This is a genomic window from Desulfosoma caldarium, assembly GCF_003751385.1.
Lineage (GTDB): Bacteria > Desulfobacterota > Syntrophobacteria > Syntrophobacterales > DSM-9756 > Desulfosoma > Desulfosoma caldarium.
Genome location: NZ_RJVA01000012.1, coordinates 207,632 through 224,812, shown reverse-complemented (window position 1 = coordinate 224,812; position 17,181 = coordinate 207,632). Strand labels below are relative to the sequence as shown.

General features: G+C 58.2%; 13 protein-coding genes and 1 pseudogene. 6 read left to right on the top strand and 8 right to left on the bottom strand.

Annotated features, from left to right (window positions below):
* Positions 1-414: 414 nt before the first annotated feature.
* The 3 genes from EDC27_RS09210 to EDC27_RS09200 are packed head-to-tail and all read right to left on the bottom strand — an operon-like array spanning position 415 to position 4,765.
* On the bottom strand, positions 415-2,070 hold the full coding sequence (locus EDC27_RS09210) for a class I adenylate-forming enzyme family protein (RefSeq protein WP_123290328.1): 1,656 nt from the start codon (positions 2,068-2,070) through the stop codon (positions 415-417).
* A 24-nt stretch (positions 2,071-2,094) separates the two neighbouring features.
* Positions 2,095-3,291: an acetyl-CoA acetyltransferase gene (locus tag EDC27_RS09205; protein ID WP_123290327.1), complete on the bottom strand. Its 1,197-nt coding sequence runs from the start codon at positions 3,289-3,291 to the stop codon at positions 2,095-2,097.
* A 13-nt stretch (positions 3,292-3,304) separates the two neighbouring features.
* Positions 3,305-4,765: an OB-fold domain-containing protein gene (locus EDC27_RS09200; protein WP_123290326.1), complete on the bottom strand. Its 1,461-nt coding sequence runs from the start codon at positions 4,763-4,765 to the stop codon at positions 3,305-3,307.
* Positions 4,766-5,025: 260 nt separating this feature from the next.
* Between EDC27_RS09200 and EDC27_RS09195 the strand changes: the two genes are divergently transcribed.
* The 3 genes and pseudogenes from EDC27_RS09195 (at position 5,026) to EDC27_RS09185 (ending at position 6,561) form a co-directional block, all read left to right on the top strand.
* Positions 5,026-5,547: a hypothetical protein gene (locus EDC27_RS09195; protein WP_148045723.1), complete on the top strand. Its 522-nt coding sequence runs from the start codon at positions 5,026-5,028 to the stop codon at positions 5,545-5,547.
* Positions 5,548-5,654: 107 nt separating this feature from the next.
* A pseudogene (locus tag EDC27_RS16900) lies at positions 5,655-6,121 on the top strand (SPFH domain-containing protein); the annotation flags it as partial.
* Between the two features lie 11 nt (positions 6,122-6,132).
* A complete protein-coding gene (locus tag EDC27_RS09185) occupies positions 6,133-6,561 on the top strand; it encodes a hypothetical protein (protein ID WP_123290324.1) in 429 nt (142 codons plus the stop codon).
* A 10-nt stretch (positions 6,562-6,571) separates the two neighbouring features.
* Here the strand turns inward: EDC27_RS09185 and EDC27_RS09180 are convergent, their stop codons facing one another.
* The 5 genes from EDC27_RS09180 to EDC27_RS09160 all read right to left on the bottom strand — a co-directional run bounded on the left by EDC27_RS09180 (position 6,572) and on the right by EDC27_RS09160 (position 12,260).
* Entirely contained in the window at positions 6,572-8,224 is a 1,653-nt protein-coding gene (locus tag EDC27_RS09180; RefSeq protein ID WP_123290323.1) for an acyl-CoA synthetase, read from the bottom strand.
* A 327-nt stretch (positions 8,225-8,551) separates the two neighbouring features.
* Complete coding sequence (locus EDC27_RS09175) at positions 8,552-9,331, bottom strand: enoyl-CoA hydratase/isomerase family protein (RefSeq protein WP_123290322.1); 780 nt, start codon at positions 9,329-9,331, stop codon at positions 8,552-8,554.
* Positions 9,332-9,447: 116 nt separating this feature from the next.
* Entirely contained in the window at positions 9,448-11,112 is a 1,665-nt protein-coding gene (locus EDC27_RS09170; protein ID WP_123290321.1) for a long-chain fatty acid--CoA ligase, read from the bottom strand.
* A 366-nt stretch (positions 11,113-11,478) separates the two neighbouring features.
* Positions 11,479-11,667 (bottom strand): hypothetical protein, encoded by a 189-nt coding sequence (locus EDC27_RS09165; protein WP_123290320.1) that lies wholly within the window; start codon positions 11,665-11,667, stop codon positions 11,479-11,481.
* A 257-nt stretch (positions 11,668-11,924) separates the two neighbouring features.
* Positions 11,925-12,260: a hypothetical protein gene (locus tag EDC27_RS09160; RefSeq protein WP_123290319.1), complete on the bottom strand. Its 336-nt coding sequence runs from the start codon at positions 12,258-12,260 to the stop codon at positions 11,925-11,927.
* A gap of 502 nt (positions 12,261-12,762) precedes the next feature.
* Between EDC27_RS09160 and EDC27_RS09155 the strand changes: the two genes are divergently transcribed.
* The 3 genes from EDC27_RS09155 to EDC27_RS09145 are packed head-to-tail and all read left to right on the top strand — an operon-like array spanning position 12,763 to position 17,173.
* Positions 12,763-13,980, top strand: a complete 1,218-nt coding sequence (locus EDC27_RS09155) for an FAD-dependent oxidoreductase (protein WP_123290318.1) — start codon at positions 12,763-12,765, stop codon at positions 13,978-13,980.
* Between the two features lie 18 nt (positions 13,981-13,998).
* The gene (locus tag EDC27_RS09150) at positions 13,999-14,322 is read left to right on the top strand and encodes a sarcosine oxidase subunit delta (RefSeq protein WP_123290317.1); all 324 of its coding nucleotides are present in this window, start codon (positions 13,999-14,001) and stop codon (positions 14,320-14,322) included.
* Entirely contained in the window at positions 14,255-17,173 is a 2,919-nt protein-coding gene (locus EDC27_RS09145; RefSeq protein WP_123290316.1) for a 2Fe-2S iron-sulfur cluster-binding protein, read from the top strand. The genes EDC27_RS09150 and EDC27_RS09145 overlap by 68 nt, the downstream gene beginning before the upstream one ends.
* Positions 17,174-17,181 lie beyond the last annotated feature (8 nt).

Below are 17,181 nucleotides of genomic sequence, written 5' to 3'. Positions count from 1 at the left end.
CAAGGTCCCAGGGTGCCTCGTCCTCCCGCACCCACGGCTAGGAATCCGGCAGTAACGACCAAGACCCTGACGTGACCGTTTAAGGCCGCGAGTGCCCAATGATTTTCGCCCTCTGTCATTCCCGCGAAGGCGGAAATCCAAATTCTTCACCCTCCATGGACTTCTGCGTGCGCGGGAGCGACCATGGGGGCGCGGGAGCGACGGTTGGCACCCGGAAGTGACGGTCGGGTCCCGGCGCGACCGTTGGCGCGCGGGCGTGCCGGTCTGCACAGTTCGCCCACCATCCGCACTCAAGCCTGCCCGGGCATCACACTACGGAAAGCAAAGTTCGCCTCTGGACACTTCCTGCCATCTTGCGAGCGCGGCCGAGATGGGCTCAAGGGCTTCCGCGCATGCCTTTCGAACGCCCTCCACCTAAGAGCCCATTTTCTTTCGAATATCCTGTCGCAGTTCCTTTTTGAGGATCTTGCCCACGGGATTTCGAGGAATGGCTTCTACCCGTTCCAAACGCTCAGGCAACTTGTAGGTGGCCACGCCCTGTCCTTTCATGTACCGGATCAGGTCCTCCAGGGTGACGTTTTGGCCCGGTTTGGGAACCACGTAGACACAGGTCCTTTCCCCGAGATTTTCATCGGGCATGCCCACAGCCGCCACATCTTGAACGGCCGGATGGCCCAGCAGCACGTTTTCCACTTCTTGAGCGCTAATGTTGTAGCCCCCTCGAATGATGATGTCCTTGGCGCGTTCAAAAAATTTCAAGTACCGGCCTTGAGCGATTTGAAAGAGGTCTCCGGTGCGAAAATAGCCTTCGGCATCAAAGGCCTGCGCGTTCAAGTCCGGCCGCTTGAAATAGCCCGGAATGACGTTGGGACCACGGTAGAGCAGTTCCCCGACAGCGCCATCTTCGGTCAGTTCTGTTCCATCGGGACCCACCACCTTGGTTTGGACGAATCGGGCCATGGGCGTCGCCCACTCCACCCCCGGCGCTCCGTAACGCGGAAGATGGTCCACGCGAAGGGCCATGTCCGGCACTTCCTGTACGCCGGAAACCAGTGCTGTGCCTTCGTTTTGGCCCCAGATGTTGCCGATGTCCACATTCCAGCGCCTCTTGAATTCTTGCATGGACCACAGGGACGGCGGTGCTGACCCCACTGTGATCACGCGCACGGCGCTCAGATCCACCCCTTGCGCCGCCGGATGTTTCAAAATCAGATTCACCACGGCCGGAACCAGCAGCGTGTACTGAATGCGCTCCTGGACCATTTGTTTCAGCAGCAATTGGGGATCAAAGGGATGATGCAACACCACGGTGCCGCCAAAGCGCAGCCACGGCACGTAGACGGTTCCCACGGAGGCCATGTTGACCAGGGGGCCGGCCGTGAGCATGACATCGCCCGGCTGCATGCCGCTGGCCAAGGCGATGGCCGCCTGGCATCGCCAGTTGTTGTGGCTCAGCGGACATCCTTTGGGTTGCGCTTCGGTGCCGGAAGTCCAGCAAATGGTGAAGATGTCGTCGGCATCGATGCGAATGCGCTCGAGGGCCGGGTCTGGCTTTTCCTCCATCATGCGGCGCACGTCTTCGTAGGTAAAGATTTTTTTTAGGCTCGGCACCTTCTGGCGCACCTCTTCGGCCATGGCCTGATGGGCAAAGCCGTGAAACTCTTTCACGGTGATCATGGCCTTGGCTTGTGTGATTTCGGCCACGTAGGTGATCTCCTTGGAACGCCACTGCATGGGCATGGGAGAAATGACGCCGCCGGCGCGAGCGATGGCGAGATAGAGCATGGCCAGTTCCCAGCAGTTGGGTAGCTGCACCATAATGATGTCGTCTTTTTGTAGGCCTTCGGCGCGAAGCGCGGAGGCCGTCGCCTCCACCGCCCGATCGAAATCGGCGTAGCGCACCCTTTCGGGCTTCGTGCCCATGAGGGCTTCCTTGTTGATGGGGTCGACGATGGCCGTGGCGTCGGGCCTGTTGCGCACATGCTGCTTGAAATCATCCAGAAGCGTACGGCTGCCCCAGCAGCCCTTGTTGGTGTATTCCGTGATACGGTCCGGTGCAGCGAGAATCATAGGGTTCTCCTTTGGGCTCGGGGGCTAAAGGCCGAAAATGCCAACACTGCAGACACTGAACGATGGAATGCCACCCAGATTGTGGGTCAGACCCAGTCTAGGATCGGGAATCTGACGGGGCCCTGCGCGATGCAACAGTTGGTTGTAGACTTCATAGATCATGCGAATGCCGGAAGCCCCGATGGGATGCCCGAAGCACTTAAGGCCTCCGTCAGACTGGCATGGAATCTTTCCATCCAGTTCAAAAAAACCCTCGTTGATGTCTCGAATGGCGCGACCCCGCTCGGAAATCTGCAGGTCTTCGTAGGTCACGAGTTCGGTGATGGAAAAGCAGTCGTGGACTTCCAGAACACTCAGTTCTTCTCGCGGCCGCGTGATACCCGCTTCCGCATAGGCCCGTTTGGCCGCTTCGGTGGTTGTTTTCAAATAGGTGCCATCCCACCGGGTCGTCAGCATCTCTTCGCCGGACGTGGCGGCGATTTGCAGCGCCTTGACCATCACCGGGGTTTTGCCCAAGCCGCGCGCCACATCAGGTGTGGTCACGATGGCGGCCGCCGCTCCGTCACTCACCCCGCAGCAGTCAAACAAGCCCAGCGGCCAGGCGATGATGGGCGCTTTGAGCACCTGTTCCGGAGAAACTTCCTTGCGCAGGTGTGCTTTGGGATTCAAGGCCCCACAGCGATGGCTTTTGGAAGAGATCTTGGCCAGAGCCATTTTGCCTTCTTCGGGAGAAATGCCGTACTTGGCAAAGTAGCGGGTGGCCATAAGGGCAAACCCCCCCGGAGCCGTGAAATTGGGAAGGATGAATCGGTTGAGGGTTCCCATGGCCGTGTCGAAGCCGGGAAGCCCCCCGTAGCCGGTGTCTTTGAGTTTTTCCACGCCGAGAGCCAGAGCGATGCGGCACGCGCCCGAAGCCACGGCATAACAGGCGCCTCGAAAGGCTTCCGTGCCCGTGGCGCAGAAGTTTTCCACGCGCGTCACGGGAATGCTGGGAAGTTTCAAGGCCTGCGCTAAAGGAATGGCGCTCTTGCCCACATTGACTTCATCAAAACAGGTGCCCAGCCAGGCCGCATCGATCTCTTTTTTTTCGATCCCGGCATCCTGCAGGGCTTCCACGAAGGCTTCCACCATAAGGTCTTCGGCACCGTCGGTCCACCGTTCCCCAAACCGGGTGCATCCCATGCCGATGATCGCCACCTTGTCTTTGATTCCCGTCGCCATGGTCGTCACCTCCTTAGGCTTGCGCCGAAACAATGGGCACGGCCTTCCAAAAATAGGTGTGCACGCCCCGTTGACCGTCATGGTATTTGCGGCGCAGATGCAGCTCCACCGGCTGATTCACGCTCAGGGATTCCAGGTCGCAATCGGTAAAATCCAGCATCATGCGCCCTCCCCCATCAAAGTCCACAATGCCGTAGATCTGCGGAGGATCCAGGCAGAACGCCAGGTTGTCCCCCGTGTAGCTGAAGATGCGCGCCGGCTTGTCGGAAAAGAGATACGGTTCCATCTCGTCCACCGCCTGGCATTCGCCCATGGCGCAGATGCGCTGCGGAGGAAACTGAGGCGTGCCGCACCGGCGACACCGGGATCCTTCCAAGCCCAAAATGGCCCGCCGATACCGCCATTGCACCGACAAGGGCGTTTCTGCCTGAAACTCGCCCCGAAGCCCCGTTTCCACGGGGACCAGTTCTCGAAAAGCTGCGGCTTTTTCGTATGGCGTGAGCGGGGCTTTGCGCGCCAGCAGAGCGTCAAAGCTCCAGGCAGGCTTGAAAGAGGCGGCGGCTTCTGTGACGCGAAAATGCAAAACGTCCACACCGCTTCCGTATCCCACCACAAGAATGTGGTCGCCCGGGGACGCCGATTCCAAGACATGACAGAGCATGAGCAGGGGATGGGGTGCTCCGGTATCCCCAACCAGGGCCGCCATAGGGTCGGCCACCTTGTCTGCGGAAAAGCCTAATTTGGTGGCAATGAGGCCGTGTTCTCTGGGATAAGGACAGGGATAGATGAGTGCGGAAAAAAGATCCGCCGTAATCTTTTCCCGACTGAGGTAGCCATGGATGGCCTTGGGAATGAGTGAAACATAGCCTTCGTCACGCACCCAGCGCTCCTCCCAGGAACGCCCCAGCCTCTTTTCGTTTTCTCGAAGGGGTCCGGGAAAGTCGGCGCTCATGGAAAAGGTTCCCACAAGTTCGGCGAGAACCCCTTCGGACCCCAATACCAGCGCCGCGCCGCCATCGCCGAAAAGGAGTTCTTCCGTGCTTCCCATTTTGGTGCGCCGCGCATCCGCCACCACCACCATGGCCCGCTTCGATGCCCCGCCGGCCACTTGGGCCGCCGCCGCAAGAATCGCCGCCGTGCCCGCGCGGGTCGAACCGGTCACATCCACCGCCGCCGCCTCCTCGGGTAGGCTCAGGGCCTCTCGAATCATGGCGGCGTTTTGGCGTTCCGCGTACGGAAACGTGGTCGAAGCGGCAAAGAGGGCTTCACAGGCGGCATCGCGTTGAAAACGGCACGCGTTTCGCGCCGCCGCGACAGCCAAGGTGATGGCGTCTTCATCCGCCCCCGCCACGGTCTTTTCTCCGCCCGCAAGGCCCCACACAGCGGGATTAATCCAGGCCATAGCCTTGGCCACAGTTTTTCGTTCCAACCGATATCTCGGCAGATACGCTCCATAGGCAAGGATGCCGACCATGAACTCCTCCTTGGTTTAAGGTGATGGAAAGATGGGAATTGCCAAATCTAACCGACCGCTCGTTCAGTTCCTGGCAGACCCTCTTCCCCATGTCAAGCTTAAAGATGGCTCTAGGGAAAGGCGCCGGATCCTATTATAATGTTCTGCAATGTGCCATCGCCAATGAACGTCCAAGGGATTTTCATGGGATGGCATTCTGGGGTTGATCCGGTCCAGGCATGGAACAGGTTCCTTATTGGGAGGGAATTGAGGTGGAGTTGATGAAGCAGCTCAACGCTGCTGCGCCTAAGGAACGCGCGCACCATGTGCTGCAGGCCTGTCGCCTTCACGACGCTTTGGGGGCGGAAATCCTTGCCGACCCTAAAATCGCCCTTTCCTTGAAAGCTTACAGAGCGGCCATTGAGAAAACGCGCACGGCTTTTGCCAAAGCCGGAATCTTTGAAGCGTGCAGCGCCTGTGCCGCCCACGTCTTTGGGGGATGTTGTTTTCCCGACATGGAATGGAACTATACTGTCACTCATTTGCTCATCAATCGTCTGCTGGATTGCCCCTTGCCCACACGACACGCTTACGAGGATCAATGCCTTTTTCTGGGCGACACGGGGTGCCTCCTTACGGCAAAGAATCATTTTTGCCTCAACTATTTCTGCCAAGACATTCAAAGAAAGCTCGGGCCCGCATCCATGAAAGCGCTCCTTCAGGTGGTCGGCGAAGAAATCATGGCAGGCTGGCAAGTGGAACTTCTTCTCATTCACAAGTACCGCTCGGATCTTTTCCTTTAGTCGGCCTGCGCCAGGTTCCATGGAAATCATGGATTTTTTCTTCAAGTTTTGTGGCACTTCTACCGTTCACTCAGAAGAAACGACAGCCCACATTCAAAGGATTTCTCGTGGGAACAGACAATGTGGTTTTCTTGGAGGCTATCGAGTGGTTTGACACGTCCGGCAAAGACATGCTTTATCGCATACCAGAGGATGGATCCGGAGAAATCAAGTACGGAGCCCAACTCACCGTGCGGGAAAGCCAGGCGGCGGTCCTGTTTTACCAAGGCAGGGCCGTGGCGGCCTTTGACCCGGGCCGCCACACACTCAAGACGGCTAACATGCCCATCTAGACCAAGCTTCAGAGTTTTCCCTGAGCCTTTACCAGCCCGCTTCGAGCAGAAGTCTATTTCGTCAACACCCAGGTCTTTGCCAACCTCAAATGGGCACACGGGATCCTGTCGCCTTTCGAGACGCCTCGCTGGGCCTCATTCGCGTTCGAGCCCACGGCGTGGTGAACGTGCGCATTGTTCAGCCGGTCTTGTTCATCAACCGCCTGGTGGGCACCTTGGGACATTTCACCACGCAAGAGGTTAAGGTTTTGTTTTGGAAACCGTCGAAGAATTTCGCACGCTAACTCGAGCCGCCCTCGTGGGCCTGACGCTGCGGGCCCATCGGCCGTTTCACTTCTGGGTGCCTGCTTTTAAAGTGGCGCCCAGGTATTTCCTTCGAATGGCCCGAACTGCCACAGTCGCGCAGCTTGAAATGGAGGTGGCCGAACCGGCTCCCTTTTCCAAAAACCTCTATCCCGTCACGCTGCCTTCTGTGGAAGCCTTTCAGGCCTGCCCGATCCTTTTGGGCGCGTCCAGCCCTGCCAAGGAAGAACTTCTTTCCAAACTCCGCAAAGGTCGACTTGCCTTTCGTGGCAAAAGGCTGGCGTATTTGCCGCTTAGGCGCCTGAGTTCCGAATGGCTTCTGCAACCCTTTGGCCTCGCCTTTCCTTTGCATGCCCTGCGCTGGGGCCGCGCCTTGTAACTTAGTTTTCTCAAGAGAAGAGATTTTGGTAATGGCGGCGCAAATCCCGTTTGAGGATCTTTCCCGTCGGCGTTTTGGGAAGCGCCTCCACGATCACCACCGCTTTGGGCACCTTGAAAGCCGCCAGCTCGTTTTTGCACAGGGCCACGATTTCTTCTTCCGAAATGGTTTGCCCGGCCTTGGGCACTACAATGGCCGTGACGGCTTCTATCCATTTGGGGTGCGGCACACCGATGACGGCCACTTCCGAAACTCTGGGGTCCGTGTAAATAACTTCTTCCACTTCCCGCGTGGAAACGTTCTCGCCGCCGGTCTTCACCATGTCCTTCTTGCGGTCCACCACGGTGATGTAACGGTCCTCATCGTAGACGCCCACGTCGCCCGAATGAAACCATCCGCCGGCCATGGCTTCTTCGGTCTTTTCAGCATCCTTGAAATACATGAGCATGACGTGAGGTCCCCGACCGCAGATCTCCCCTGGAATGCCAGGGCCTTGGACCGGTCGGCACAAATCGTCCAGCAGCGCCGTTTCCATGTTCAGGCCGCCCATGCCGGCAGATCCCGGTTTGGTCAATTGATCGGCAGGTTTGAGGATGGTGTGGTAGGGTGAGAGTTCTGTTTGCCCATAATAGTTGAAAAGCCTTTGACACGAGGGAAGCCTTCGTTGAATTTCCTTCAAAACCTCCACGGGCATAATGGAGGCGCCATAATAGCCCTTTTGCACGGAAGATAGATCCCGCTTGTCAAAATCCGGATGCCGCAACAGCCCGATCCACACGGTGGGCGGAGCAAAAAAGACCGTGGCGCGATGCTCTTCAATCTTTTGCAAAATGGTGGGCACATCGGCCGTGGGAAGCAACACGTTGGTGGCCCCAAGCCAGAAAAAGGGCGTCAGAAACACGTCTCGTTGAGCGCAGTGAAAGATGGGCAAAGCATTAAGGTTCACGTCCTGCGGATGGTATTCACCATCCACGATGCAGCCCATGTACTGGGCCATGAGGGACTGGTTGGTGAGCACCACGCCCTTGGGCAGGGATTCGGTGCCGCTGGTGTAGGTCATTTGCACAGGATCCTCGATATGCAACTCCACATCAGGCTCTTCGCTCGACTGGGCATTGGCCCACACGTCAAAATCGAGCCAACCTTCCGGGGCCGGGCGCCCTGCTCCCTGGTTGGACCAGAGCCGATGGCTCACCGTGGGCATCTCCCCCAAAACACCTTCGACCAGTTCGAAGAGAGCGTCTTCCACGATGAAAAACCGAGCTTCCGAGTGGTTGATACAGTAGGCAATGTCCTTGCCGCGAAGCAGGTAATTGATGGCCAGATAAATGCCTCCGGCCTTGGCCGTTCCCAGCCAGGTGAGCACATGGTGAATGGTGTTGTGGGCCAAAATGGCCACACGGTCAAAACGCTTCAGACCCAAAGCCAAAAGCCCTTGGGCCACGCGGTTTGTGGCTTCGTCGAGCTCCGCATAGGTGAGGGTCTGGTTGCCGAAAATCAAGGCGGGCTTTTCCGGGTATCGATAGGCGCTGCGCCGCACGATGTCCGCAATCACCCAGCGGGTGATGCGGTTGTAGCGGGAACGCAAGAACGCGATGCTTTCTCGGTCGAAACGCTCATAATGCCGCCGAAGCTCCTCTGGAAGGGATGTGCTCTTTACCATGGGATCTCTCCTTTTTTCTGGATGTGTATCCCGAAGTCGTCAAAGGACCATGTCAGGTCGCCCCCATCCCCCTAACGCCAGTCTCTACCGAGGGCGAAAAGGCACTCGGCACGATGATGGAATTCTGGATTCCCGGGTTCGCGGGAATGACCCATCGCCTCCATGGATGATCGCCTCTTAAGGTTTAAAAATTCGTGTGCGCGGGCATGGCGGTGGTGCCATGAACAAGGCGTTGTGGCCGTTTTCAGGAAACCGCTGCCAGCAAGTCGAAAAGCCCCAGGCGCCGCCCACCTGCGCCGATTCCCATAGTCGACGCTTCAACTCCTCTTAGATAAACTGAGGCGGTCTCTTTTCCACAAAAGCTTGAAGCCCTTCTCGGCCGTCTGCATGACGGGCGCACGCCACCAAAGAGCGGCGCTCCCATTCCGCCTGTTCTTCAAAAGACCTTTGAAACGATCCGTTGAGAAGTTCCTTGGTACAACGAAATGCATGCAAGGATCGCCGGGCCAGATCTTGCAGCATTTTCAGCGCTTCTTCATGTGCTGTGCCATCAGGCACAAGGCGCGTCGCCAATCCCCACTCCAGGGCCTTTGGCGCCGAAATTCGCTCGTCAAAGGCAGCAATTTCCATGGCACGAGCCAAGCCCACCAAGCGAGGCAGGGAAAAGGTTCCCCCTCCGTCAATGCACAGCCCATTGGAGGTATAGGCTTGCTGAAAGAACGCCGATTGTTCCATGATGCGAAAATCGCAGGCCAAAGCCAGCATAAACCCGGCGCCGGCTGCGGCCCCCTGCACGGCAGCCACCACGGGCTTGGGCATGGAACGTATTTGAACGGCCAAACGATTGAGCTGCCCCGCCAGGACATGAAGCGAGATGCCGGGATCGCTGGCATAATCCAAAGCCCACTTCAAGTCTCCGCCGGCACAAAAGGCCCGTCCGCGCCCGGAAAAGAGCACGCCGCGCACGGACGGATCCACCGCCGCAGCCGTCATGGCATCGGCCAGTTCGCTCATGAGCTCCAGGTTCAAAGCGTTCAGGTTCCGGGGGCGGTTCATGGTCACTTCCCGAATCGGTCCATGATTCGTCACGACCACACAGTCAGGCATAAGGCCTCCTCAAACCATCGATTGTTAGCCCAGAATCCTCATTGTGTCGCAGCGGTGAGCGCTGGTTGCGTGGGTGCATCCCTGTCACGTTGCTATCCCATTATGAATCCAGGCGCTTACGCTCCATAGTGCCCCGCGTACTGTTGTCGCGCAACCCTTTTGGCGAATTTGCCCACACTCGTCTTGGGAATGGCCTCCACAAAAAGCACATCGTCGGGCAGTTGCCATTTGGCAAAATGAGGCCGAATGAAATCCAGGATAGCTTCCTTGTTCACTCGGCCTTTGGCCGCCTCTTTCAGCACCACCAACGCCAGGGGACGTTCCTCCCATTTGGGATGGGCAATACCGATCACCGCCGCCTCAAGAACGTCGGGATGGGCCATGATGGCATTTTCCAAATCGATGGACGAAATCCATTCACCACCGCTCTTGATGAGGTCCTTGAAACGGTCGGTAATTTTAAGGTAGCCATTGGGATCGAGGGTTCCCGCATCGCCGCTGCGCCAGTAGCCGTCTTCGGTAAAGGATTCGTCACTGCGCGGATCGTTGTGGTAACGGCGCGTGACCCAGGGGCCTCGAATGAGAACTTCACCCACGCTTTTGCCATCCCGAGGAACCGGTGTCCCGTCGGGGCCCTCGATCATCACGTCCAGCCCCACTACGGGAAGCCCTTGTTTTTTTCGAAGTTCCCACCGATCGGCCTCCGACAATCCCCGTAGGGAAGGCTTCAGGTGATTGACGGTCACCAAGGGCGCCGTTTCCGTGGCACCGTAGGCGTGAATAACCTGCGCTCCGCCCAGCTCGTCATAGCCTTTCATCAGGGCTAAAGGTGGTTCCGTGGCTCCGCTGATCATGCGCAATCCGCGAAAGTCCGGCTTGGTGGGAAGGTTCTTGATGTGGTGTAACATGGGCAGAAAGATGGCCGGCGCTCCACAAGTCACGGTGACCTTTTCCTTCACAAGCAAGTCCACTAAAGGCGATGGGTCTTCCATGGTGTAGCGACCTGGAAACACGAGCTTAGCACCGAGCATGGGCCCGCAAAAGAACATGCCCCAACCTTGAGCGTGAAACATGGGCACGATTTGCATAATGACGTCATCTTGGGTCATGTGCAGCGCCTGGGCGATGGCCAAGGTGTGCAGGTACATGGCCCGATGGGAATTGTAGACACCCTTGGGTTTTCCCGTGGTGCCCGACGTGTAGCAGGCTGTGCAAGCCGATGTTTCTTCGATCCACGGAAATTCAAAGTCTTCGTCCGCCTCGGCAAGGAGTGCCTCATAGTCGTAGGCGGCGGGAAAGGCGCTCTCTCCCACCCCCGTACCCAGATCGTCCAAAACGATCAAGCCCTGCACTGTGGGGCATTCTCCGGCCAAAGGCTCCATGAGGGGCCTCAGCGACGCGGCAACCGCCACGAACCGGGCTTCGCTGTGGTTGATCACATAAGCGCGCTCGGCGGCTGAAATGCGCGGATTTAATTCCAAAAGTACCGCTCCAATACCCGAAACGGCAAAATATAGTTCCATGAACCGATGCGTGTTCCAGTCCAAGGCGCCCACACGATCTCCCGGCGCAACCCCAAGCTTTGTGAGGGCTTTGGCCAGTCGGCGCACACGCCGTTCCACTTCCCCATACGTGCTTCGATACAGCGAGCCGTCCAGGTTTCTGGAAACAACCTCCGCTTCAGGATAATTCCTCGCAGCATGCTTTAAAAAGGTGATCATGTTTAATGGGTAGGCGTCGTTGGACGTTGCCGGAAAACCTCGAACGATTCTCTGGGCCATGAGCGCACCTCCGATGGTTTTGCAGGCAGGAGTTTCTTCATTTCTTTGGCTTCACTCGGCGTTCCGTGTCGTCGTGCCTATCACCTCCTCACGTTCCAGATGTGCCCTCAAGGGGGACCCATATTCCTTTTCAAAATCTTTTCGGCGGACCCCTTGGGGAGTTCAGAGCGGAACAGAATCGTTTTGGATCACTTGGACGCCGCCAGATGCTGGCGGCATGGAGCAATGAGAATGTCCTCGGAAAGGGTTATCCCCTGGTTTGGGCACAACAACGGCCGTCGCCTTCTCGTCGCCCCAACACTTTCCTGAAAGCCCCACCATGGGCATCCCAAAAACGCTGGGATGCCATTCACGGCCTTCTTCCTCCTACCGTGAATACCCGTTGCCACCGCCGGCGACCATCATGGTCTTCTTGCAATCCGCCCCGTAGATGAACCCGTACTTATCCTTCGCGCCCACGTCGTCCTTGTGATGGGAATGATGTCTTGCGGCCACGACCGTTGCCTGAAGGTTCTTCCGGCATCCCTTCATGATTTGGCCCTGGTTGACCGTCACGTCCCCGACGCCCTGCGACCGCTCTTGCCCTATGTCTATCTGACATCGTGGCGGCTCTGTGGCGCTTGGACCGAAGGGAGCGTGCGCAGCACGTCTTCGAAAAGGGCCCATCGGTGCGGGAAGAAACAAACTGGGCGCTCGTTTAATGCCATGCCTGAAAAGCACGGCCTCGTCAAGGGGAAAGCCCCAGACGGTTCAAACGGTTCCCGGCTTCACGGTCCGGGGAACACGATCGCCACCTCCCAAAAATCTTAGCGTCACACAGATCCAGAGGTTACGAGGGTTCCGGCTAGTGTTAGGTGTAAGGAAACCCATTGGGCGAAAACCGCAAGAAAACCAAACATGAGTTCAGCATTTTGGAACTGGCCGCGCACGATGAATTCTCTAGCGGCTCCGTCGCCCAGCTGTTTCACACAACGCATGAGCGCAGCTTCGCAGACGCCGCAGTGTCGTGTCGCCACGTGAATCCTTTGAAATACACTCTGCCTCGGGTGCTGCATGACGTGGTCGCACAAAATCTTGGCGTTCGGCGTGAGCGGGTCGCGGGCGTTGCGAAGTCTGTGAAACAAGGAGCTTTCCGTGACAACTTCCATGATGGGCAGTTTTCATTCTCCTTCATCAGGTGTCCTTGATGAAGAGAGGTGTGTCATCCGTCGGTCCATGGTCGCCGCCGAATGTTTCAAGGTGAATGCAGCGACGCCCATAGACAAGTTGGAATCTATGCACCCATCTTTTGAAAGCCGAACGACTTTTCCGATTGGTTAAAAACCCTTCACACGGAAGAGTTCCCTTTCGTTTGAGCGCCTAGGAACGGTTCCGACGCATTGTTTCCCGGGTGGGGACAACGACGGGCGATTTTTCGAAAACTTTTCGAGCTGAATTTGACAATGCCACAGCATCCACACAAACGCCCATAGGCGACTTCAGCCCGTGGTCCACACACAGGGCAGGCCTCGCCTGGGGTTGACACCTTTTGTCACCGATTGCTATGTATGATCCAGAAAAATAGCGAACCCAACGGGGATGCCCGCAATTTCTCTCAGTTTATGTGCTGTGTTTCGTTTTGAGATGGCGTCCCCACCTAAAGGAGTCGGGATGTTTTTTGGGCCCAGGCGGTTCTGGGGTGACAATCCTTTCAAGTCCTCCTACGAAGCCGTGATCATCGGTGGCGGCGTTCACGGTCTGGCAACAGCCTATTATCTGGCCCGGGACCATGGCTTGACCGATGTGGCGGTCATCGAACGCCGCTACATCGGCTATGGCGGAGCGGGCCGCAACACGGCCATCGTCCGTGCCAACCAACGGACGCCAGAAAACGTGCGCCTCTACAGCGAGGGCCTGAAGCTCTGGCCCGAGCTCATCGACGAACTCGATTTCAACTTGATGTTCTTTGATTGTGGGAACCTGAATCTGGCCCACAGTGAAGCCGGCATGGGCGCGTTTCGGCTTCAAGTGGCAACGGCCCAGTTCATGGGTGTGCGCAGTGAACTGCTGGACGCCAAGCAGTGCCAGGAGCTGGTCCCGCTGCTCGATATTTCCGATCGTCCCAAGTACCCGATCCTCGGGGGAATGTATCATCCACCTGGCGGCACGGTGCGTCACGACGCGGTGGTTTGGGGATTGGCCCGTGGGGCGTGGGCTCGAGGTGTCCACATTCATCAACAGACCGAGGTGACAGGGATCGACACGGCAGACGGACGGGTCACGGGAGTGCGCACCACGCGAGGGAACATTCGGACGCCCAAGGTGCTCATCGCCACGGGAGCCTACGGTGCGCAAACGGCCCGTCTGGTCGGAATCCGGCTTCCCATCCAGGTCCTCACCATCCAGGCCATGGTGAGCCAGCCCCTCAAGCCTTTTCTGCACCATGTGGTTTCTTCGGGAACCTACCACTGCTACTGCCATCAGAGCCTCAAGGGGGAACTGGTCACGGGGGCGCACATGGACCCCTGGCCCAACTACACCACGCAGGTGACGGCCGAGTACCTCAAGCACCAGGCCGAAGCCCTCACCGACCTCATGCCGGCCCTCAAGAGCTTAAAGTTCATGCGCATATGGTCTGGGCTCGCCGACATGACCCCTGACATGGCCCCCATCATCGATGGAAACGACCCTGTCGAAGGGCTCTACCTGGACTGCGGCTGGGGTTATTTCGGCTTTAAGTCCGGCCCGATCACGGGCCGCTACCTTGCCCGGTTCATGGTCGAAGAGTGCTGCCCCGACATCTTGCAGCCTTTTTCGCTCAAACGGTACCGAGAAAACCGTCTCATGGGTGAAATTTCGACCCCACCCAATTATGGGCCCTGGAACTAGCAGGAGGGAATCCGCGTCATGTCTTTTACGATCACTTGTCCCATCTGCGGCAAACGGAATCTGTATGAGTTCCGGTTCGGGGGCGAGGACCGTGGGCCGCGGCCCGAGGAGACCGACCTCACGCCCGAGACGTGGGCCCAGTGGGCGATGATGAATGACAATGTGAGCGGTATTCAGAAGGAATGGTGGTACCACCGGGACGGCTGTGGCGCTTGGTTCACCGTCCTTCGGGATACCTGTACCAACCGGGAAATGGAAAACGGGACGCGGCCTCATGACGCGGAGAATCCAGCTTCCAACGGTCAAGGTCGACCCTACCCGCCCTTTGTTGATCGCTTATAATGGCCGACCACTGACCGGCTGCGCCGGGGACACGGTGGCGACGGCGCTTTATGCACACGGGGTCCGTATATTTTCCAGGAGCCTGAAATACCACCGGCCGCGGGGACTCTACAGTTTGGACGGGGAATCGGCCAACACCTACGTCACGGTGAACGGAATTCCCAACGTGTGTGCCGAAACCACGCTGCTTCGCAGAGGCATGGCCGTGGAATCCCAAAACGTGCTGGGATCCCCGGAATGGGACCTCTTGGGTTTTCTTGACAGGGTTCATTGGGCCATGCCGGCAGGGTTCTACTACCGAGTCTTCCACAAGCCTTACCGCCTTTGGCCGTTTTTTCGGGATCAGATTCGAAAGATGGCCGGTCTCGGACGGCTGCGCCTCGAAAAACAGCCTGTTTCATCGGACGAGGTTCACCTGAACGCGGACGTGTGCGTGTTGGGAGGCGGCCCGGCCGGAATGCGGGCGGCGATTCGCGCGGCTCGATGTGGCCTTCGCGTGGTCCTTTTAGAACGTCGACCGTGGCTTGGCGGTTTTTTCGACTGGCGCGTGCGCAAAGGTCCGGATGGTGAGCCGCTATACCGACGGGCGCAACGTTGGGCCCATGAAGTGGCCAACCTTGCCAACGTTCGCATCTTTTGCCGGACCTTCGTCAATGGCCTCTGGGGCGACAATCTGGTGACGGCCTTTCAGGTCTCAGACGTCGATGAGCCGGACCGGGAGTGCTATCTCCAGATTCGATCCCGCTCGGTCGTGGTGGCCACGGGTTGTGGCGAACGCCCTCTTATCTTTGAAAACAACGAACGCCCTGGCGTCATGCAGCCCAGTGCGGCCCACCGCCTTCTTCGAACCTATGGTCTTTTCCCGGGCCATGAGGCGGTCTTCAGCGTGGCCGACGATTTGGGGCTTGAAGCGGCCCTCGATCTTTCCGAGCTGGGCGTCGAGGTGCGCGCCGTGGCCGACGCTCGAACGGACGCTCAGGATTCCGAACTCACCAGAGCCCTGGCGGAACGAAAAATCCCGTATTTTTCGGGATGGGCGGCGCGGCGCGCCCGTGGCACAAAGACCATAAAGGGGGTCGAACTGGCGAGCCTTTACGGGCCCGGTGAAAGGCGCTTTGCCTGTGACCTTCTTGCGGTTTCTGCAGGAATCACGGCGAACAGCGGGCCGCTTTTTGTGGCTCAGGCCCAAATGGCCTATGATCCCCGAATGAACCTCTTTGTTCCGAAAGCCCTTCCACCTCGCGTGCATGCCGCCGGGCGGCTTCTGGGATACGATCGGCCCGAACGGATCGAGCTCTCAGGGGAATTGGCGGGGCTTCAGGCGGCGGCCGATTGTGGCTGCGATGTGGCCTCGGACCTCACAGAGCTTAAAGCACTCCTGGCCGAATCGGCGGAATCGAAACCGGCGAGTCCACTCGTGAGTGTGCCGGGAATCCGGCGCGGGCGAAGCTTTGTCTGTTTCGACGAAGACGTAACGTTGAGGAACATCGAACAGGCACACTGTTTGGGTTTCGATAATCCGGAGTTGGCCAAACGGTTTACGGCGGCGGGAACGGGACCCGGCCAGGGGGGCATCCCCGGCCACAATCTGCCTCTTGTCATGGCCGAGCTTCGAAATTCCGATCCACGCGAAATTGTCCCAACGACGGTGCGGCCGCCTCTGGTTCCGACGCTGTTGGCCACCTTGGCGGGGCCGAAGCACGACGTGTTCAAACGAACGCCCCTTCACGAGGAACAGGTGAAGGCGGGGGCGGTCTTTCGACGGGTCGGCGTCTGGAAACGGGCACGCTATTTTTCTGAAGATTTAACCTCCCGAGACGAAATCCTAAACGTCCGGAAAAACGTGGGCTTGATGGATGTGTCAACTCTCGGGAAATTCCGTATTTTCGGACCGGACGCCGAAAACGCGCTCAACCGAGTGTATGTGAGCGACATGACGCGGGTACCCCAAGGTCAGGTCAAGTATTCAGCCATGGTGAACGAAAACGGTTGCCTCGTGGATGACGGTGTCATCACCAAGGTGGGCGAAAATGACTTCTACTTCACCACGTCCACGGCGCGGGCCGGCATGACGGTGGAATGGATCCGCTATCACTGCCGCTACGAAGACTGGACATTTCACCTGGTGAACCTGACCGACTCGCTGGGTGCGATCAACCTGGCCGGTCCCAAGGCCCGGGACATCCTGCGGAAACTTACCGACGCCGACCTTTCAAACGACGCATTTCCATTCATGGGCTATCGGGAAGTCTTACTCATGGGGACGGTACCGGCCAGGATCCTACGGCTCGGTTTCGTCGGGGAATTGTCCTACGAGATTCATGTTCCGGCCTCTGACGCCCGCAGTGTCTGGCGGGCGCTCATGGACGCAGGCCGGGGATTGGGTATTCGGCCTTTCGGCCTGGAGGCTCAAAACGTGCTTCGGCTGGAAAAGGGTCACGTCATCATCGGCCAAGAGACGGAAATCCGGACCACGTTGCACGACCTGGGCTTGGGGTTTCTGTGGGACCGGAACAAGCCGGAGGCCAAAATGGTCGGCGGACCGGCTCTTCGGTTTACGGAAAACCAGGATGGGCGGTGGAAACTGGTGGGCATCACCATGGAAGACCCTTCTCAGACACCAGGAGACGGGGCCCTCATCGTGGACGATGCCATTCGGGGCTACGTGTGCACGGCCCGCATGAGCCCCACCCTCGGCCGGTCCATTGGACTGGCTTTGGTGGATGCCCCCTTGGCTGCCATCGGAACGCCGCTTGAGATTTTTCAAGAAGGCATGGGAAGTTCGCGATGGCGGGCGGAGGTGGTGCCCACGCCGTTTTATGACCCGGAAGGCAAGCGACTGAGGATGTGAAGCGAACC